Origin of the sequence: Neisseria sp. 27098_8_112 (assembly GCF_041433235.1) — a bacterium.
Lineage (GTDB): Bacteria > Pseudomonadota > Gammaproteobacteria > Burkholderiales > Neisseriaceae > Neisseria.
The window spans coordinates 38,567-57,507 of sequence record NZ_JAPWBB010000005.1; the positions used below are offsets into that span (position 1 = coordinate 38,567).

The 18,941-nt window shown below is 47.7% G+C and carries 14 protein-coding genes and 3 tRNA genes; 9 read left to right on the forward strand and 8 right to left on the reverse strand.

All coding sequences use genetic code 11. The features are described from left to right. Positions 1–12: 12 nt before the first annotated feature. A complete protein-coding gene (uvrA, locus tag O3682_RS04620) occupies positions 13–2,862 on the reverse strand; it encodes an excinuclease ABC subunit UvrA (RefSeq protein ID WP_371508702.1) in 2,850 nt (949 codons plus the stop codon). 150 nt (positions 2,863–3,012) lie between these two features. Then, complete coding sequence (rfbD, locus tag O3682_RS04625; RefSeq protein ID WP_371508704.1) at positions 3,013–3,876, reverse strand: dTDP-4-dehydrorhamnose reductase; 864 nt, start codon at positions 3,874–3,876, stop codon at positions 3,013–3,015. Between the two features lie 441 nt (positions 3,877–4,317). Between rfbD and O3682_RS04630 the strand changes: the two genes are divergently transcribed. The 4 genes from O3682_RS04630 to dld all read left to right on the forward strand — a co-directional run bounded on the left by O3682_RS04630 (position 4,318) and on the right by dld (position 11,011). After that, entirely contained in the window at positions 4,318–5,772 is a 1,455-nt protein-coding gene (locus tag O3682_RS04630; RefSeq protein WP_371508705.1) for a calcium-binding protein, read from the forward strand. A 163-nt stretch (positions 5,773–5,935) separates the two neighbouring features. Next, complete coding sequence (locus tag O3682_RS04635; RefSeq protein WP_371508707.1) at positions 5,936–6,799, forward strand: phosphoribosylaminoimidazolesuccinocarboxamide synthase; 864 nt, start codon at positions 5,936–5,938, stop codon at positions 6,797–6,799. Positions 6,800–7,035: 236 nt separating this feature from the next. After that, positions 7,036–9,156 carry a polyribonucleotide nucleotidyltransferase gene (gene pnp / locus O3682_RS04640; protein WP_003683274.1) on the forward strand — a complete coding sequence of 707 codons (2,121 nt, stop codon included), beginning with the start codon at positions 7,036–7,038 and terminating at the stop codon, positions 9,154–9,156. Positions 9,157–9,319: 163 nt separating this feature from the next. Further along, a complete protein-coding gene (dld, locus tag O3682_RS04645; RefSeq protein ID WP_371508708.1) occupies positions 9,320–11,011 on the forward strand; it encodes a D-lactate dehydrogenase in 1,692 nt (563 codons plus the stop codon). A gap of 60 nt (positions 11,012–11,071) precedes the next feature. On the opposite strand, the gene O3682_RS04650 is transcribed toward dld, so the two are convergent. The 3 genes from O3682_RS04650 to O3682_RS04660 form a co-directional block, all read right to left on the reverse strand. Continuing rightward, a complete protein-coding gene (locus O3682_RS04650; protein ID WP_371508709.1) occupies positions 11,072–12,436 on the reverse strand; it encodes a sodium-dependent transporter in 1,365 nt (454 codons plus the stop codon). Between the two features lie 782 nt (positions 12,437–13,218). Then, complete coding sequence (locus O3682_RS04655) at positions 13,219–13,902, reverse strand: 16S rRNA pseudouridine(516) synthase (protein ID WP_371508710.1); 684 nt, start codon at positions 13,900–13,902, stop codon at positions 13,219–13,221. Between the two features lie 142 nt (positions 13,903–14,044). Beyond that, a complete protein-coding gene (locus O3682_RS04660) occupies positions 14,045–14,521 on the reverse strand; it encodes an NGO0322 family iron-responsive protein (protein WP_263335939.1) in 477 nt (158 codons plus the stop codon). A 341-nt stretch (positions 14,522–14,862) separates the two neighbouring features. Here O3682_RS04660 and dnaQ point away from each other — a divergent pair, with 341 nt between their 5' ends. The 5 genes from dnaQ to O3682_RS04685 all read left to right on the forward strand — a co-directional run bounded on the left by dnaQ (position 14,863) and on the right by O3682_RS04685 (position 18,327). Further along, complete coding sequence (gene dnaQ / locus O3682_RS04665; protein ID WP_004519742.1) at positions 14,863–15,600, forward strand: DNA polymerase III subunit epsilon; 738 nt, start codon at positions 14,863–14,865, stop codon at positions 15,598–15,600. After that, positions 15,597–16,283, forward strand: coding sequence for a 2-C-methyl-D-erythritol 4-phosphate cytidylyltransferase (gene ispD, locus O3682_RS04670; protein WP_371508712.1), 687 nt, complete (start codon positions 15,597–15,599; stop codon positions 16,281–16,283). The genes dnaQ and ispD overlap by 4 nt, the downstream gene beginning before the upstream one ends. 32 nt (positions 16,284–16,315) lie before the next feature. Continuing rightward, positions 16,316–16,795 carry a 2-C-methyl-D-erythritol 2,4-cyclodiphosphate synthase gene (gene ispF, locus O3682_RS04675; protein ID WP_371508713.1) on the forward strand — a complete coding sequence of 160 codons (480 nt, stop codon included), beginning with the start codon at positions 16,316–16,318 and terminating at the stop codon, positions 16,793–16,795. A gap of 43 nt (positions 16,796–16,838) precedes the next feature. Further along, complete coding sequence (gene rpiA / locus O3682_RS04680; protein ID WP_003679072.1) at positions 16,839–17,510, forward strand: ribose-5-phosphate isomerase RpiA; 672 nt, start codon at positions 16,839–16,841, stop codon at positions 17,508–17,510. Between the two features lie 73 nt (positions 17,511–17,583). Beyond that, the gene (locus O3682_RS04685) at positions 17,584–18,327 is read left to right on the forward strand and encodes a thermonuclease family protein (protein ID WP_371508715.1); all 744 of its coding nucleotides are present in this window, start codon (positions 17,584–17,586) and stop codon (positions 18,325–18,327) included. 179 nt (positions 18,328–18,506) lie between these two features. On the opposite strand, the gene O3682_RS04690 is transcribed toward O3682_RS04685, so the two are convergent. From O3682_RS04690 to O3682_RS04700, 3 genes are all read right to left on the reverse strand, one after another. Then, a tRNA-Ser gene (locus tag O3682_RS04690) sits at positions 18,507–18,597 on the reverse strand. Positions 18,598–18,660: 63 nt separating this feature from the next. Continuing rightward, positions 18,661–18,747 (reverse strand) — tRNA-Leu (locus O3682_RS04695). A 38-nt stretch (positions 18,748–18,785) separates the two neighbouring features. Further along, positions 18,786–18,872 (reverse strand) — tRNA-Leu (locus tag O3682_RS04700). Positions 18,873–18,941: the final 69 nt, after the last annotated feature.

Consider the following 18,941-nt stretch of genomic DNA (forward strand, 5'->3'; position numbering starts at 1 on the left):
TTTATCCAAACGTTAGTCTAAAACCACCTTCAAATACTTCCCAGTATAACTTCCCTTAACCTTAGCAACAATCTCAGGGCTGCCTTCCGCAATAATCCTCCCCCCGCCATCACCCCCTTCCGGCCCCAAGTCCACAATCCAATCCGCAGTTTTAATCACATCCAGATTATGCTCGATAATCACTATCGAGTTGCCTTTGCCTTTCAGACGACCTATGACTTCCAGCAGCAGGGCGATGTCGGCGAAATGCAGGCCGGTGGTGGGTTCGTCGAGGATATAGAGCGTTCTGCCGGTGTCGCGTTTGGAGAGTTCCAAGGCGAGTTTGACGCGTTGGGCTTCACCGCCGGAGAGGGTGGTGGCGGACTGGCCGAGGCGGATATAGCCGAGGCCTACGTCCATGAGGGTTTGCAGTTTGCGCGATACGGTGGGGACGGCGTCGAAAAAATCGCGGGCTTCTTCGACGGTCATGTCGAGGACTTGGCTGATGTTTTTGCCTTTGTATTGGATTTCGAGCGTTTCGCGATTGTAGCGTTTGCCATGGCAGACTTCACAGGGGACGTACACGTCGGGCAGGAAGTGCATTTCGACTTTAATCACGCCGTCGCCTTGGCAGGCTTCGCAGCGGCCGCCTTTGACGTTGAAGGAGAATCGGCCGACGTTGTAGCCGCGTTCGCGCGAGAGGGGTACGCCGGCGAAGAGTTCGCGGATGGGGGTGAACAGGCCGGTGTAGGTGGCGGGGTTGGAGCGCGGGGTGCGGCCGATGGGGGATTGATCGACGTTGATGACTTTGTCGAGGTGTTCGAGGCCGTGAATGTCGTCGTATGGGGCGGGTTCTTCTTGGGCGCGGTTGAGTTCGCGGGCGGTGATTTTGGCGAGGGTGTCGTTAATCAGGGTGGATTTGCCGCTGCCGGATACGCCGGTGATGCAGGTAATCAAACCGAGCGGCAATTCGAGGGTAACGTTTTTGAGGTTGTTGCCGCGCGCGCCTTTGAGGACGAGCATCCGCTCGGGATTGATGGGGGTGCGTTCAGACGGCACGGCAATGGATTTTTTGCCGCTGAGGTATTGTCCGGTAACGGAGTTTTCGCATTGGGCTACGTTTTCGGGTGTGTCGGCAATCAATACGTTGCCGCCGTGTTCGCCCGCGCCGGGGCCCATATCGACGACGAAATCGGCTTCGCGGATGGCGTCTTCGTCGTGTTCGACCACAATCACGCTGTTGCCCAAATCGCGCAGGCGTTTGAGGGTGGCGAGCAGGCGGTCGTTGTCGCGCTGGTGTAGGCCGATGGAGGGTTCGTCCAAAACGTACATCACGCCGGTCAGGCCGCTGCCGATTTGGCTGGCAAGGCGGATGCGTTGGGCTTCGCCGCCGGAGAGGGTTTCGGCGGAGCGGGAGAGATTCAGGTAATCCAGCCCGACGTTAATCAGGAAGCCGAGCCGCTCGGTGATTTCTTTGAGGATTTTTTCGGCGATTTGTTTTTTGTTGCCGTCCAAATCCAGCGTTTCAAAGAATTGGTGGGTTTTGGTGAGCGGCCAGGCTGAAACTTCGTGCAAAGGTTCGCCGCTGACGTAAACGTAGCGGGCTTCTTTGCGCAAACGTGCACCGCCGCAGCTCGGGCAGGCGCGGTGGTTTTGGTATTCGCGCAGTTTTTCGCGCACGGTTTCGCTGTCGGTTTCGCGGTAGCGGCGTTCGAGATTGGGAATGATGCCTTCAAAGGCATGACTGCGGTTGAAGGTAGTGCCACGTTCGGATAGGTAGGTGAAGTCGATGACTTCTTTGCCCGAGCCGTGCAGCACGACTTTTTTGACTTTTTCAGGTAGCGTTTCCCAAGCAGCCTGCACATCGAAACCATAATGCCGCGCCAGCGATTGAATCATTTGGAAATAGAATTGGTTGCGCTTATCCCAGCCATCAATTGCACCTGCGGCTAAGGATAATTCAGGATGGGCGACCACTTTTTCGGGATCGAAGAAGTTGGTATTGCCCAAGCCGTCGCAAGTTGGGCAGGAGCCCATCGGGTTGTTGAAGGAAAACAGGCGCGGCTCTAATTCGGGCAGGCTGTATGAACATACGGGGCAGGCAAAACGCGCGGAGAACCAATGTTCTTCGCCGCTTTCCATTTCCATGGCCAGCGCGCGCTCGTTGCCGTGGCGCAGCGCGGTTTCAAAACTTTCCGCCAGCCGCTGTTTGATGTCAGCTTTTACTTTAACGCGGTCGATAACGACGTCGATATTGTGTTTGATGTTTTTTTCCAGCTTCGGTACTTCGTCAAGCTGATAGACTTCGCCGTCCACGCGTACACGCGCAAAGCCCTGCGCCTGTAAGTCGGCAAAGAAGTCGACAAACTCGCCCTTACGCTCGCGCACTGCCGGCGCAAGAATCATCACGCGCGTGTCTTCCGGCAGTTTTAAGACGGCATCAACCATCTGCGACACAGTTTGGCTGGACAACGGTAGATTGTGTTCGGGGCAATACGGGGTACCGACGCGTGCGTACAAAAGACGTAGGTAGTCGTGGATTTCCGTTACCGTGCCGACGGTGGAACGCGGATTGTGGCTGGTGGATTTTTGCTCGATAGAAATTGCGGGCGACAGGCCTTCAATTAAGTCAACATCGGGTTTGTCCATCATCTGCAAAAACTGGCGCGCATAGGCAGAAAGGCTTTCAACATAACGGCGTTGGCCTTCGGCATACAAAGTATCAAACGCCAGCGACGATTTGCCGCTGCCTGACAATCCTGTTACCACTACCAGCTTGTGGCGCGGAATGTCCAAATCGACATTCTTCAAATTATGTGTACGCGCGCCGCGGATGCGGATGGTGTCATTATCGTGTGAATGTTTAGGATGATGGTTGCACATGGTGTCAGGCCGTCTGAAAAATAAAATAAACGGCTATTGTAGCACTTTTCAAATGACAGACTGGATAGATAAAGCATTTGATATAAAAGAAACAAAGAGGCCGTCTGAAAATATGTTTTCAGACGGCCTTGATATAGATGGATCAGCTTATCAGTCGATTGTGCGGAGAATTTCGCGCAGGGCTTTTTGCCAGTCGGACGGTTTGATACCAAACTCGGTCTCTAGGCGTGAGCAATCCATAATGCTGTATGCCGGACGCGGAGCGGGCAGGGGGTATTGATCGGTGGTAATCGCGTTCAGTTCCGGAATGCGGAAGCTGTTGTCTAATTGGTGGGCCGTCTGAAAGATGGCTTTGGTAAATTCGTACCATGTTGCCGATTTATTGCCACAGTAATGGAAGATGCCGCGTGGGGAAGTAGGCTGTTGCAATAAACTGATGATGGCATGAGCCAAGTCGCCTGCATAAGTTGGGCAACCAGTTTGGTCATGAACGATGGAGAGAGAATCACGTTCTTTGGCAAGGCGCAACATGGTTTTGACGAAATTGCTGCCGTATTCGCTAAACAGCCATGAAGTACGGACGATTGTACTTTCCGGATGCGCGGCTAAAGCCAAAAGCTCGCCTGCAACTTTGGATTGACCGTAAGTACTGCGCGGATTGGTGTAGTCGGTTTCGCGGTAAGGGCGTTTGCCTTCGCCGTCGAATACATAATCAGTGGAAATATGGATAAAGCGGGCGTGTGCGGCGCGGGCAGCTGCGGCCAGGTTGTGAACAGCGGTTGCGTTGACGGCAAAAGCAGCCTCTGCGTTTTCTTCTGCTTTATCGACGGCAGTGTAAGCCGCGGCATTAACGATGGCATCGGGTTGGAAATTTTTGATCATGTGATGCACGGCTTCGGTATCGGTAATGTCCAGCGAAGTAGAATCGGTAGCAATCAGTTCCCAATCTTCGGGCAGGCGGTCGCGCAGACAACGGGCAAGCTGGCCTTTGGCTCCGGTCAATAAAGTACGCATGGTTGAGTATCTCCTCTGATAGCTGTTAAATAGGTGTTCGTGTCATTATAGTGTAAATACGACAAATTCACATTATTGGCGTAGAACAAAATGCAGAGGCGGCTGTATTTGGGTAAATTGTCGATATTATCTATTCATAATAATAACTGCTTATTGGTATTATGTTTGTTTACTATAACTAGAGTTAAAATTTAGCTTTTAACAAGATAGATAAAGGATCTATGCTGTTTGAGAGAGTGTGAATCAATGTTAATGTTTTTATTGTTGCTAGGATAATGGAATTTAAAAACAGGCGAAACTCCATCCTTTTATCGGCAAATTCTACCGTTTGATATTTTTGAGTAAATATTTTGCAAAATATTACTAAAATAATAATTGGGCAAGGGCGGATTTGCTCGTTCCGTCAACCCAATATTTTATTAACTTTTGGGAGTAATTATTATGGCATACTGTTACGGGGGGTATTATACTAGACCCCTGGTTAGTTCTTACTGCGCACCCGCGCCTAAGGCTTCCTACTCTTCTTACTACTGCGCTCCTGCAGCAAAATCTTCTGTTTCTATCGGCAGCATCGCTAGCATTGCCAGCGTCGGCGTGTCAGTAGTTAATGCGGTAACCGGTTTGGTTTCTGCTATTGCGGCTTTCTGCCCACCGGCAAAAACGCCTAACTACAAATGTGTTCCGGTTTGCCCACCTTACAACTGCGATCCAATCAAACCGATCCCATGTCCAAAACCACAACCTAAACCTCAGCCTAAGCCTCAACCAAAACCTGAGCCTAAACCTGAGCCACAGCCAGAACCGCAACCAGAACCAAAACCACAACCAAAACCTGAGCCTAAGCCAGAACCGAAACCTGAGCCTAAACCAGAACCAAAACCTGAGCCTAAGCCAGAGCCAAAACCTGAGCCTAAACCAGAACCAAAACCTGAGCCAGACTGCAAAGACTGTGTTGACGACCATAACCAAAACAACTCATACGGTCACGAAGACAAAAACCCAGGTAATGTTATTCGAGCTGAAGACTGCAAAGACGGCAACGTTATCCGCGGTACCGATGCTAAAGATACTATTTATGGTACTGCTTGCGAAGACATCATCTACGGTGGCAACGGCACAGACGTAATCTACGCCGGTGCCGGTAACGACACCATTTACGGTGATGCCGACGGTGACTCTCTGTATGGTGAAGAAGGTAAAGACTACCTGCAAGGTGGTGCCGGTAACGACTACCTGAACGGTGGTTCCGGTGCTGACATCATGCGCGGTGGCGATGGTAACGACGTTTACTTCGTTGACAATGCCAACGACCAAGTTATCGAGTACGGCAATGCACAAGCCGGTATCGATACTGTTCGTACCGTTATCGACTACACCCTGACCGATCACGTTGAAAACCTGATTTTGCAAGGTATGCAAAACTTGAACGGTACCGGTAACTCTTTGAACAACAACATCGAAGGTAACGGCGGCAACAACCATCTGTACGGTTTGGCCGGCGACGACTGCCTGGTGGGTAAAGACGGTAACGACTACCTCGACGGCGGTGTCGGCAACGACATCCTGATCGGCGGTACCGGTAACGATACTTACTTCTTCGACAAAGGTTACGGTCACGACACCATCCGTGAAGAAAGTGGTAATGACACCCTGTTGTTCGGTAAAGGCGTTGCAGCTTCCGACGTATTGCTGAGCAAATCTGGTGCTAACCTGACTGTTTCTGTCGGTACTAACGACAGCATCACTATCGACGATTGGTTCACCGGTAACGATCACAAAGTTGAAAACTTCAAGTTTGCTGACGGTAGCACTTACCAAGTAACCGGCCACGGCGACTACTACTCTCTGTCTGCTGTGAACCAAATCCAAGATCAGACTCAGGCTCCTGCCATCTGATAGGATGATGGTTTTTAGGGTTTGTCCCTAAAATCAAAGTCTAAGGCTGTCTGAAACCGAGCTATAAGGTTTCAGACGGCCTTTATTTTGTAAACAATCTGACGAAAGATGCCAAATTGGGCTAAAATACCAAATTCTTCTGTTTACCAAAGAGATACCCGAAATGTCTGAAATCAGCTTGAAAAAAATCTACTCCGGCAAAGTCCGCGATTTGTACGAAATTGACAATAAACGTATGTTGATGGTTGCTTCCGACCGTCTGTCTGCATTCGATGTGATTTTAGATGATCCGATTCCGGGTAAAGGAGAGATTCTGACGCAGATTTCCAATTTTTGGTTTAAAAAACTGGCTCATATCATGCCTAACCATTTTACCGGTCAGACAGTTTACGATGTTTTGCCTGAAAATGAAGCTAAAGCTTTGGAGAAACGCGCCGTCGTGGCTAAAAAGCTCACTCCGGTGAAAGTGGAGGCTATTGTGCGCGGTTATCTGGCAGGTAGCGGTTGGAAAGATTATCAAAAGACAGGCTCTGTTTGCGGTATTCAACTGCCTGAAGGTATGCAGGAAGCGCAACAACTGCCTGAAGTGATCTTTACGCCATCGACCAAAGCTGCAGTTGGCGATCATGATGAAAACATCAGCTTTGAAGAATGCGAACGCATTATCGGAAAAGAATTGGCGGCGGAAGTGCGCGTCAAAGCAATTCAGCTTTATACAGAAGCGGCCGAATATGCGAAATCCCGCGGTATTATTATTTGCGATACCAAATTTGAATTTGGTTTGGATGAAGAAGGTACGCTGACTTTGATGGATGAAGTGTTGACGCCTGACTCCAGTCGTTTTTGGCCTGCAGACCAATACAAAGTCGGCACCAATCCGCCGTCTTTTGACAAACAATTTGTCCGCGACTGGCTGGAGCAAAGCGGTTGGAACAAAAAAGCGCCTGCGCCTAAAGTGCCTGCCGATGTAATTCAGAAAACAGTCGAAAAATATCAGGAAGCATTGACTTTGCTGACTCAGGATTGATTTTTAAGTTTGAAGGCCGTCTGAATAGGATATGTTTCAGACGGCCTTTTTATTGTATAAATACTGGATTTTAAGGATGGTTGCCTTTATAATCGAGAGTTGTTTTCAGCGCCTTAAAGGCCGTCTGAAAGCTTGTTTATAACCTGCCGCACGGTCTGAAACCCTAACTATGCACATTCGGATTTTAGTGTGCATTATTAGTGTTTTAGCAGTGCGGTATTTTGAAAGGAACAATAATGTTCAATAAACACGTTAAGACCTTCCAATACGGTAATCAAACCGTTACTTTGGAAACCGGCGAAATCGCTCGCCAAGCCGCTGCTGCCGTTAAAGTATCTATGGGCGACACTGTTGTTTTGGTTGCCGTTACCACCAACAAAGAAGTGAAAGAAGGCCAAGACTTCTTCCCTCTGACTGTCGATTACCTCGAGCGTACTTACGCAGCAGGTAAAATCCCCGGCGGTTTCTTCAAACGCGAAGGCAAACAAAGCGAAAAAGAAATCCTGACCAGCCGTCTGATCGACCGTCCGATTCGTCCTCTGTTCCCCGAAGGTTTCTACCACGACATCCAAATCGTAGCGATGGTGGTGTCTGTTGACCCTGAAATTGATTCTGACATTCCTGCAATGTTGGGCGCATCTGCCGCGCTGGTGTTGAGCGGCGTACCGTTTGCTGGTCCGATTGGTGCGGCACGCGTGGGTTATGTAAACGGCGTGTACGTTTTGAACCCGACTAAAGCCGAATTGGCTAAATCACAATTGGACTTGGTTGTTGCCGGTACTTCTAAAGCCGTGTTGATGGTGGAGTCCGAAGCCGACATCTTGTCTGAAGAAGTGATGCTGGGTGCGGTTGTTTATGGTCACGATCAAATGCAAGTGGCCATTAACGCCATCAATGAGTTTGCCGACGAAGTCAACCCAGAAGTTTGGGATTGGAAAGCACCTGAAACCAATGAAGAATTGGTTGCCAAAGTGCGCGAAATTGCTGGCGAAACCATTAAAGAAGCGTTCAAAATCCGTCAAAAACAAGCGCGTTCTGCCAAATTGGACGAAGCTTGGAATGCTGTAAAAGAAGCGTTGATTACTGAAGAAACCGACACTTTGGCAGCCAATGAAATCAAAGGCATTTTCAAACACTTGGAAGCCGATGTTGTCCGCAGCCAAATTTTGGACGGCCAACCGCGTATCGACGGTCGCGATACCCGCACTGTTCGTCCGTTGAACATTCAAACCGGCGTATTGCCGCGTACTCACGGTTCTGCACTGTTTACCCGTGGCGAAACCCAAGCTTTGGCCGTTGCAACTTTGGGTACTTCACGCGACGAGCAAATCATTGATGCACTGTCCGGCGAATACACCGACCGCTTCATGCTGCACTATAACTTCCCTCCATACTCTACCGGCGAAGTGGGTCGCGTAGGCGCGCCAAAACGTCGTGAAATCGGTCACGGCCGTTTGGCTAAACGTGCATTGTTGGCCGTATTGCCAGAACCTGAAGATTTCAGCTACACCATGCGCGTGGTTTCTGAAATTACCGAATCCAACGGCTCTTCCTCTATGGCTTCCGTCTGCGGCGGCTGCTTGAGCCTGTTGTCTGCCGGTGTGCCTTTGAAAGCACACGTTGCCGGTATCGCCATGGGTTTGATTTTGGACAACAACAAATTTGCCGTCCTGACCGACATCTTGGGCGACGAAGACCACTTGGGCGATATGGATTTTAAAGTAGCCGGTACAACCGAAGGTGTAACCGCGCTGCAAATGGACATCAAAATCCAAGGTATTACCAAAGAAATCATGCAAATTGCTTTGGCTCAAGCCAAAGAAGCACGTTTGCACATTTTGGATCAGATGAAAGCCGCCGTTGCAGGCCCACAAGAGCTATCTGCACACGCGCCGCGCTTGTTCACCATGAAAATCAACCAAGACAAAATCCGTGATGTGATTGGTAAAGGCGGCGAAACCATTCGTTCGATTACTGCTGAAACCGGTACTGAAATCAATATCGCTGAAGACGGTACCATCACTATCGCTGCGACTACTCAAGAAGCAGGCGATGCGGCGAAAAAACGCATCGAAGAAATCACTGCCGAAGTGGAAGTGGGCAAAGTGTACGAAGGTACTGTGGTTAAAATCCTCGACAACAACGTTGGCGCGATTGTCAGCGTGATGCCGGGTAAAGACGGTTTGGTACACATCAGCCAAATCGCCCACGAGCGCGTACGCAATGTCAGCGACTACCTGCAAGTAGGTCAGGTTGTGAACGTGAAAGCATTGGAAGTAGACGATCGCGGCCGAGTACGCCTGTCTATCAAAGCTTTGCTGGAAGCTCCTGCTCGCGAAGAGAAAGCAGCTGAATAATTTGATTGTGCAAGCTTGAAACAAAAGGCCGTCTGAAAATTTCAGACGGCCTTTTGTTTATTTGAATGATGAATTTAAAAATGAGTTTGCCTTTACTTTGATAAAAGGGATTACTACAATGTTTGTAATTTAATAAATATATTCATTTCTCAAGGAGTATGCAATGAATGCTACACAATTAATCAGCCGGTTGACGCAAACCGTCGGTGAAAAATACATCATCACAGACCCGGCAAAAACTGAACAATACCGTCAAGGCTACCGTTTTGGCGAAGGCAAGGCGCTGGCAGTTGTCCGTCCGGGTACGGTTTTGGAAATGTGGCAAATCTTGCAGGCGTGTGTTGAGGCTGATGTTATCGTGATTACGCAGGCCGCCAATACCGGCCTGACCGGCGGCTCGACTCCTGACGGTAATAATTACGACCGCGATATCGTGATTGTAAATACCATGCGTTTGAACATCATTCAGCCGATTAACAATAACGAACAGGTCGTCTGCCTGCCCGGTTCTACCTTGAATCAATTGGAACTGCTGCTGAAACCTTTAGGCCGTGAGCCGCACTCCGTGATCGGTTCGTCCTGTATCGGCGCATCTGTATTGGGTGGCGTATGTAATAACTCGGGTGGCGCACTGGTGCAGCGTGGCCCGGCTTATACGGAAATGGCGCTGTTTGCACAAATCAACGAAGAGGGCAAGCTGGAGCTGGTCAACCATTTGGGCATTGATTTGGGCGAAACCCCTGAAGAAATTTTGACCAACTTGCAAGGTTTCCATTATCAGAAAAAAGACATTGTTCAAAATGCAGGCAAAGGGCATGACCATGCGTACTGCGATCATGTCCGCCAAGTGAATGAACCGACTGCCGCACGTTTTAATGCCGACCCTGCGCGTCACTACGAAGCTTCAGGCTGCGCGGGCAAGCTGATGGTGTTTGCCGTACGCTTGGATACGTTCCCACAAGAAAAACAGACTGCCGTTTTCTATATTGGTACAAATGATATTAATGAGCTGACCGATATTCGTCGTGCCGCTTTGAGCGAGTTTAAAAACCTGCCTATTTCCGGTGAGTATATCCATCGTCATGCTTTTGATATTGCTGCCGTTTATGGTAAAGATACGTTTTATATCATCAAGACGTTCGGTACCCACCAACTTCCGAAACTGTTTGATCTGAAAGCCCGTGTGGATAGATTCAGCAAAAAGATAAGTTTCTTACCGAAACACTTCTCTGATAAATTCATGCAACTGATCAGTAAAATTTTGCCTGATCACTTGCCGAAATCTATGCGCAACTATCGGGATAAATATGAACATCACCTGATTTTAAAAATGGGTGGCGAAGGCGTAGAAGAAGCGCGTGCTTTCTTGAAGGAATATTTTGCAACCCATGGCGGCGCATTCTTCGAATGTAATGCCGAAGAAACGCAGGCGGCCATGCTGCATCGCTTTGCTGTGGCTTCTGCCGCAATCCGTTACCGTTCTGTACATGATGATGAAGTAGAGGATTTGGTTGCACTCGATATCGCCTTGCGCCGTGATGATCGTGATTGGTTTGAAACACTGCCGCCCGAAATCGACAATAAAATCATCCATAAATTGTATTACGGACATTTTATGTGTCATGTGTTCCATCAGGACTACATCATTAAAAAAGGCAACGACTGTATGGCTTTGGAACATGAAATGCTCCATCTGCTTGACCAACGCGGTGCGCAATATCCTGCCGAGCATAATGTCGGTCATCTGTATGAAGCCAAGCCTGAGCTGAAACAGTTCTATAAAAAACTCGACCCGACCAACAGCTTCAACCCCGGTATCGGTAAAACCAGTAAGAAGAAAAACTGGGCAGAATAAAGCATAGTTAAAATAAAGGCCGTCTGAATTTTTCAGACGGCCTTTTTATATGTTTGCTTATCAGAACAGGTTACTGATGAAAATCAGCAGAATCACCAAGGGCACGAGGTATTTCACATAGGTAAACCAGATATTGACGGTGGTATGGTTGCCTTTGTAGAGCAATTCGTCCTTCGCTTCATCTTTCATCACGAAGCCGACAAACAAGGCAGAGCCAAGCGCGGTCAGCATAAACAGGATGTTGCCGCTGATATAGTCAAAGGCATCAAAAATGTTTTTACCAAACACGGAAATATCTTTCCATGGGCCGTAGCTCAAGATGGAAGGGATATTGCCGAAGATAAAAATACCTGCCAGTACGATGGTAATCGCGGCTGCGCGGCGGATTTTGGTTTTTTCCTGAATGGTCGTAATCAACACTTCATAAATGGTCAGAGAAGTGGTCAGCGCGGCAATCAGAAGCAGAGAGAAGAAAATCACTGCAAATACAGGGCCTGCCCACATATTGGAGAACACGATCGGCAGGCTTTGGAACACCAGCGTCGGGCCGGAGTTAGGGGCAACGCCAAAGCTGAAGAGGGATGGGAAAATCATAAAGCCAGCCAACACGGCAATCAAAGTATTGGTAATCGCGGTAATTACGGCCGTCTGAACCAGATTTTCGTTTTTATCCAGATAGCTGGATAACGTAATCATCACGCCGAAACCCAAGCTCAAGGCGAAGAATACTTGTCCTAGAACGAAGACGAACAGTTCGGCCGTAATTTTGCTGAAATCAGGCTTCAGATAGAAAGTAATCCCTTCCATTGCGCCCGGCAGGGTAACGTTGCGCACGACCATGGCAATCAGGAACAAAAATAGCAAAGGCATCAGGTATTTTGCCGCTTTTTCAATACCGCCGATCACGCCTTTGACCAAGATCCATTGGTTCACAACCACAAATAGGAAGGTGTAAAACGCAATTTCCCAAGGGCTGTTTTCGATGTGTTCGGTAAAGAAGCTTTTAGTGACTTCGCCGGAAACCGGGCTGGAAATGTCCAAATTGCCGCCGATGATATTGATGATGTAACTGATAACCCAGCCGCCGAGTACCATGTAATAGGCCATGATGCCGAATGCGCCGAGTAAGCCCATCCAACCGACCAATTTCCAAACTTTGGCAACGGGTTTGCCATTCATTGTGCCGCCAAACGCATCCAGCGCGTTCACGCCTTTACGGCGGCCGATGACGTTTTCCACCAAAATCATCGGAATGCCGATGACCAGCATGGCGATACAGAACAGAAACACATACGCGCCGCCGCCGTTTTCACCGACTAAATACGGAAAACGCCAAGTTGCGCCAAAGCCGACAGTTGCGCCGGCAACGGTAAGGATGTAAGTCAAACGGTTGGACCAGGTTTGACGGGGTTGATTGGAAGACATAAATACTCAGATGCATAAAAATAAAGACAACATTTTACCGCAAAGATTTAACGAATCTTGACTAAAGTCTGAAAAGAAAATTAGTTAAAAAAACCATGTAATGAAGAATTTTTAGTGGGTTTCTCTGGTTTGCTTGGTATTGAAACCTGCAAACAGAGAATTTGTCTGAAGCGATACGAATGATTGAAAGAGCCCTAACGATAAAGGCCGTCTGAAAAGTGGGATATGGGAAAGGGTTGTTGTGAGGAGATTGGATAGCACTAAGGTGTGCTTTCAAATATGTCGGCAACAAAGATGGTATTTCTCTAAGGTTGTCTAATAACATCCTGTAACCTTAGCTTGGATAGTCGCCGATGGTTTTTCTTTCTATAAAACGATTTGTCTGAAATTGGAATGGTACAGATTGATGCGGAAGAGACGAGAAAGAGAAAAGGAGGAATGGCAAGGTAATGAGTGGGAGATGAGGTTTAGTAATGATGGCTTCTTTAGATGAGAAAGGCCGTCTGAAAGTACGCCCGCTTGATTGCCAAATTTTAGATAAAAAAAACCATCTATACTAAGGGGAAAGTATAGATGGCCAAACACATTACGGGGAAAACGTCTTACTCACTTACTCACTTCTTTCGAAGCAAGTGTTACTCAGACAGGCGAATTATACAATAGTTCAGTCTTCACAGTGTTAAATTTTGTTAAATAAAAATAATAAGGTTTAGATATTTGATTTTAAATAAATAAAAAATCCATATTGTTTAAAAATTTATCAAAAAAAATTTGGAATTTTTTTAAATTTGGATAAATTTCCATTCTCCGGCGACCAAATCATCAACATTCCAGTCGCCGAATTTCTCACGGTGGAGCTGCTCGACACGGTTGCCTGCGGCTGCAACCATGCGTTTGACCTGATGGTATTTACCCTCGGTAATGGTCATCATCAATGTGGTTGGGTCGGCCAATACCGCTTCGGCTGCGGCGACGGTTTCATTATCGTCATGCAGGAGGACGCCGTTTTTGAGTGTAGCGCAAAGGGTATCGTCGGCAGGATGTTTCAAAGTGACGCGGTAGAGCTTCGGAACTTTGTGTTTGGGCGAGGTAACACGGTGGTTAAATTGCCCGTCGTTGGTAATCAGAATAATACCGGTTGTGTCTGCATCCAAGCGGCCTACTGCCTGCATATCGATATTGCGCATGTGGTCGGGAAAAAGGCTGAAGATGCTTGGATATTGCTGAGGTTTGTGCGAAGTTTCGTAATCTGCAGGCTTATGAAGCAGAATGTAGAAATAGGGCATGGGGACGGCGGCAATTTCTTCGCCGTCAACAGACAGGGTGTGCACTTGAGACGGGTCGATATCGTCTTTGGCACGATTATGGATTTCGCCGTTGATGGCGATGCAGTCATTGTCTATCAGCCATTGGCATTGCTTGCGGCTGCCGAGGCCTTGCGATTGGATGTATTTGAGCAGTTGCATGGTTGAAAAGTAGGAAATGTTCAGACGGCCTTTATTGTACTGGAAAACCGGTTTTAAGGCCGTCTGAAAAGCAGAGGCAAAAAAATCGCCCCTTTAAAATGTTAAGGGGCGCAAAAGGAACACAAACCACTACCAAAAACTGTTACAGGGCAAATTCTCCTATTTGATGTGTTGCCGGATAAAGTGCTTTCATCAAGTCATGTGGTGAAAGCGAGAAATCTTTGCTATTTGTCGTCAGACGGCCTTGCTGAGGCGTAAGTTCAAGCAATCGGACGTTTGCCGACTGGATAAACTTGTTTTTCGTGCGCTGCATTTTTCTTTGCAGGGCGGAAACAACGCGGTTGTACAGACTGTCTTTTTGTTTGACTTCGCGTGTACCGGCAACCCAGCTCAAACGCGTATTGCCGTCTTCATCTTCAATCAGCAGGATGCCGGTTTCTGATTGGGGCGATTTGCCCATACAAGGGAGCCAAACATAATATCGGCCATCTAAAGTAATGAATACTGCGTCATGTACTTCGCATTCGTCGCAACACTTGGTGGCGATTAAAGAGCGGATGGCTTGTTGGTGCAGTCTCAGAATATCAAGGGAGACTTGCTTAAAAATACTTTCGGGCATTTTCTTCTCCTTTCATTCTGTTGTGCGGTTGTTTTGTCTCGATGGGTTGTATTATACGGTGATTTTTTAAATTTGCAAATGATAATTGTTCCTATTATTTAAATAATAAGTAAGGTGTTCATTATTAAAGAAATTAAATTTTAAAAATTTTGTAGAAATTGGGTTTTCTACTCAAAATTGGAGTAATAGCTGGCCAATAGATGAAAAAAGAATAAAGGCCGTCTGAAAAAATCCAGCTATAAAAGGGTATTTCAAAAGCAGCTAAAGTTTTGCTGACTATACATTTCAGACGGCCTTCAGTATGATTCAAGGCGTTTTGATAATTGCAGAAACCACCAACCATGAGCCAACGTCAGATTATCCTCGATACGGAGACCACGGGTCTTTATCCTGAAAACGGCGACCGTCTGGTCGAATTTGCCGGCTTGGAAATGATCAACCGCCAAATGACCGACTCCAACCTTCATTTATATGTCCACCCAGAACGCGATATGCCTGAGGAAGCGGCGAAGGTGCATGGTTTGACGATTGAAGTATTGGAAGCGAAGAATGCGCCGCCGTTTGCCCAAGTGGGTAAACAGATTGCCGACTTTATCCGTGGCGCAGAGCTGATTATCCATAATGCCAAGTTTGACGTCGGCTTCCTGAATATGGAATTCCGCCGCATGGGCTTGCCTTCTATTGAGGAACTCGGTTGCAAAGTCACCGACACGCTGGCCATGGCGCGTGAAATGTTTCCGGGGCAAAAGGCAAGCTTGGATGCATTGTGTAACCGCTTTTCCGTTGACCGCAGCAAACGTGTCTTGCACGGTGCGTTAATTGACTGTGAGCTTTTGGGTGAAGTCTATCTTGCTATGACGCGTCAGCAGTTCGACCTGATGGGCGGCGAGGCGGAAGAAGAGGGCGAAGTCAAACAAACCGTTATTGCGGAAACCAAACGTACGTCGCAGTTAAAAGTTATCAAAGCCAATGCGGACGAGTTGGCCGCACATGAAAAATATTTGGACGATTTGGGCGAAGCGTGTGTATGGCGCAAGGCTGAAACGCCTGATGAGGCCAATGCCGGAGCGTCAGCATGATGCGCTGCAATATCGCTTTGATTCCTGCTGCCGGTGTGGGAGCGCGATTTGGCGCAGGAAAACCCAAACAATATGTTGAAATCAATGGTAAAGCTGTATTGCAACATACCATAGAAATTTTTGAGCAACACCCCCGTATAGATTTAATTGCCGTTATTCTTTCGCCGGAAGATTCGGTTTTTCAGACGGCCTTGTCTGAGAAAGTACGCGTCTTTCGAGTAGGAGGGGCAAGTCGTGCCGAAACGGTACGCAATGGTGTGTCCACTTTATTAAAGCAAGGTTTGGCCGAGGCGCAAGACAATATTTTGGTTCATGATGCCGCGCGCTGTTGCCTGCCTGCTGAAGCGTTAACGCGTTTGCTTGATGAGGCGGGTGAGAATGATGAAGGCGGTATTTTGGCCATACCGGTGGCCGATACGCTCAAGCGCTCAGACGGCACTCATCATATTGATGAAACTGTTGCGCGCGCAGGATTATGGCAGGCGCAAACGCCGCAGCTTTTTCAGACGGCCTTGTTACACCGTGCTTTATCGGTTGATGATTTAAGTGAGATTACGGATGAAGCGTCAGCGGTTGAAAAACTGGGTATCCGGCCGCGCTTGGTGCAGGGCGATACGCGCAATTTGAAATTGACGCTGCCGCAAGACGAATACATTGTCAGATTGTTGCTCAAGGCCGTCTGAACAATCAAAACCCATTATTTAAGGAAACAAACATGAATATCCGTGTCGGACAGGGCTACGATGTCCATCAGTTGGTTGAAGGCCGAGATTTGATACTCGGCGGCGTCAACATTCCGTTTGAAAAAGGCTTGTTGGGTCATTCAGATGCCGATGCGCTGTTGCATGCGATTACCGATGCCCTGTTGGGTGCGGCTGGTTTGGGCGATATCGGCAGTCATTTTCCTGATGCTGCCGCCGAGTTTAAAGATGCTGACAGCCGTGTGCTGTTGCGCGAGGCTTATCAAAGCGTGCAGGAGTTAGGTTGGAAGGTGGTTAATGTCGATACGACCGTAATTGCGCAAAAACCCAAACTCGCACCACATATTCCGGCAATGCGCGCCAATATTGCCGCAGATTTGGGTTTGCCTGAAAACTGCGTGAACATCAAGGGTAAAACCAACGAAAAACTTGGCTATCTGGGGCGTATGGAAGCCATTGAAGCGCAAGCGGCAGTATTGCTGATTAAAACCTAAGAGCTTAAAATTACTTTATTATTCAAACTGAAAGACTGACAACATGGCAACTCAAGACGAACTCAAACGTATTGCCGCCGAAAAAGCGGTGGAATTTGTTCCTGAAAACGAATACATCGGTATCGGTACCGGATCTACCATCAACTTTTTTATCGAAGCTTTGGGTAAAAGCGGTAAGAAAATCAAGGGTGCCGTGTCTACTTCTAAAAAATCCAGCGAGCTTTTGGCGAAATACGAGATTCCAGAAGTTTCGCTGAATGAGGTGATGGGTTTGGCGGTTTATGTTGACGGCGCAGACGAAGTCAACCACGCGCTGCAAATGATTAAAGGCGGCGGCGGTGCGCATTTGAACGAAAAAATCGTGGCCAGCGCATCCGATAAATTTGTCTGTATCGCCGATGAAAGTAAATATGTTTCCCGTTTGGGCAAATTTCCATTGCCGGTAGAAGTGGTTGAAAATGCCCGTTCGCTGGTGTCGCGCAAACTGCTTGCCATGGGCGGACAACCTGAGTTGCGTGTCGGCTATACTACTTTCTATGGCAACCAAATCGTCGATGTTCACGGCCTCAATATCGACCAAGCCCTGAAAATGGAAGACGAAATCAATAAAATCACCGGTGTACTCGAAAACGGTATTTTTGCCCGCGATGCCGCCGATGTGTTGGTTTTGGGTACAGCAGAAGGCGCAAAAGTCATCCTGCCTTGTCAGGATTAATGGAGATTAATCAATCTTAAAGGCCGTCTGAAAGTGCATTAGGTCTTTCAGACGGCCTTCAATTTGGCAAAATATGCAAATCAGTAAAATTATAAAATGGTTGCCCGTTGTTTTATCCGTGTTGGGCGCACTTGGTTACAGCTCACGCGATACTGAGTTGATTCGTACCGGGGTAAGCGTTTCCGCAACATTGGCACAAAGCGACAATATCGGTTTAGAAAAGGTCAATGAATGGCTGGGAGAAAATGTTGTCAAAGCCACATCTGACACCAAAGCCGAAGCTAAACCCAAGCAAGAACAGAAACAAAAACAAAAGTCATCGCGACAAACTTACACATACAACGGAAAAATCATCAAAATCCATGATGGCGATACCATGCATATTATCGATAGCGACGGCCGGAAACACAAAATCCGTATGGCCTATATCGATGCGCCGGAAATCAATCAGGCTTATGGTACGCAATCACGAGACAATCTGATTGATGCTGCATTGAATAAAAAAGCCAAAGTTCGCGTGTTTGAAGCCGACCGTTACCAGCGCGAAGTTGCCCAAGTATCAGTCGGAACGATTGACCTGAATTTGATGCAGATACGGGATGGCGCCGCATGGCATTATGAAAGTTATGCCAAAAAACAACAAAGTAAAACCGCCTATACCGACTATTCGGCCGCGCAAAAACAAGCCAAGGAAAAGCGTAAAGGCTTATGGAAAAGAGACAATCTGCAAGCACCTTGGCAATTTCGCCGTCAAAACCACGAGCAGCAGAACGGTGATAAAAAGCAGTCTGATAAACAATGGTTTGGGATTTGGTAAGTTTTAAGAAAGAGGCAGTCTGAAAACTTTCAGACGGCCTTTAATCATTACGGTTTAGTATAAGACAAGAATGCGTCGGAGGTTTCTGATTAGAATGTAAGGGAAATAAAAGTGTGATGTAATATTTTTAAGAAGGGCAGATATGAAAAAAGACACCGCTAGCTGGTGTCTTTAGTATCTGGCAGAGAGGAAGGGATTCGAACCCTCGATACGCTATTCACGTATACACGCTTTCCAGGCGTGCGACTTAAACCACTCATCCACCTCTCTGTGGACTATTATCCTGACTTGTTATTCAGAATAATGTGAAAACTTGACTGATTGATTTATCAGTGGTGCCCAGGAGAAGACTCGAACTTCCACACCCGTGAGGATACTAGCACCTGAAGCTAGCGCGTCTACCAATTCCGCCACCTGGGCAATTCAAATTTTCTTAAGCAAAGAAGCACCAAATTACTTGGTGCCCAGGAGAAGACTCGAACTTCCACGCCCGTGAGGACACTAGCACCTGAAGCTAGCGCGTCTACCAATTCCGCCACCTGGGCTTTGCTTTATTCTTCAATTTAAGGTAGAGTTGACTACCTGAACTGCGAAGAAGCAGCTATTATATATTT

What these genes read in the sequence shown, in the direction of transcription:
- uvrA (WP_371508702.1), bottom strand. Translation starts at nt 2,862, where the DNA reads ATGTGCAACCATCATCCTAAACATTCACACGATAATGACACCATCCGC.
- rfbD (WP_371508704.1), bottom strand. Translation starts at nt 3,876, where the DNA reads ATGCGTACTTTATTGACCGGAGCCAAAGGCCAGCTTGCCCGTTGTCTG.
- O3682_RS04630 (WP_371508705.1), top strand. Translation starts at nt 4,318, where the DNA reads ATGGCATACTGTTACGGGGGGTATTATACTAGACCCCTGGTTAGTTCT.
- O3682_RS04635 (WP_371508707.1), top strand. Translation starts at nt 5,936, where the DNA reads ATGTCTGAAATCAGCTTGAAAAAAATCTACTCCGGCAAAGTCCGCGAT.
- pnp (WP_003683274.1), top strand. Translation starts at nt 7,036, where the DNA reads ATGTTCAATAAACACGTTAAGACCTTCCAATACGGTAATCAAACCGTT.
- dld (WP_371508708.1), top strand. Translation starts at nt 9,320, where the DNA reads ATGAATGCTACACAATTAATCAGCCGGTTGACGCAAACCGTCGGTGAA.
- O3682_RS04650 (WP_371508709.1), bottom strand. Translation starts at nt 12,436, where the DNA reads ATGTCTTCCAATCAACCCCGTCAAACCTGGTCCAACCGTTTGACTTAC.
- O3682_RS04655 (WP_371508710.1), bottom strand. Translation starts at nt 13,902, where the DNA reads ATGCAACTGCTCAAATACATCCAATCGCAAGGCCTCGGCAGCCGCAAG.
- O3682_RS04660 (WP_263335939.1), bottom strand. Translation starts at nt 14,521, where the DNA reads ATGCCCGAAAGTATTTTTAAGCAAGTCTCCCTTGATATTCTGAGACTG.
- dnaQ (WP_004519742.1), top strand. Translation starts at nt 14,863, where the DNA reads ATGAGCCAACGTCAGATTATCCTCGATACGGAGACCACGGGTCTTTAT.
- ispD (WP_371508712.1), top strand. Translation starts at nt 15,597, where the DNA reads ATGATGCGCTGCAATATCGCTTTGATTCCTGCTGCCGGTGTGGGAGCG.
- ispF (WP_371508713.1), top strand. Translation starts at nt 16,316, where the DNA reads ATGAATATCCGTGTCGGACAGGGCTACGATGTCCATCAGTTGGTTGAA.
- rpiA (WP_003679072.1), top strand. Translation starts at nt 16,839, where the DNA reads ATGGCAACTCAAGACGAACTCAAACGTATTGCCGCCGAAAAAGCGGTG.
- O3682_RS04685 (WP_371508715.1), top strand. Translation starts at nt 17,584, where the DNA reads ATGCAAATCAGTAAAATTATAAAATGGTTGCCCGTTGTTTTATCCGTG.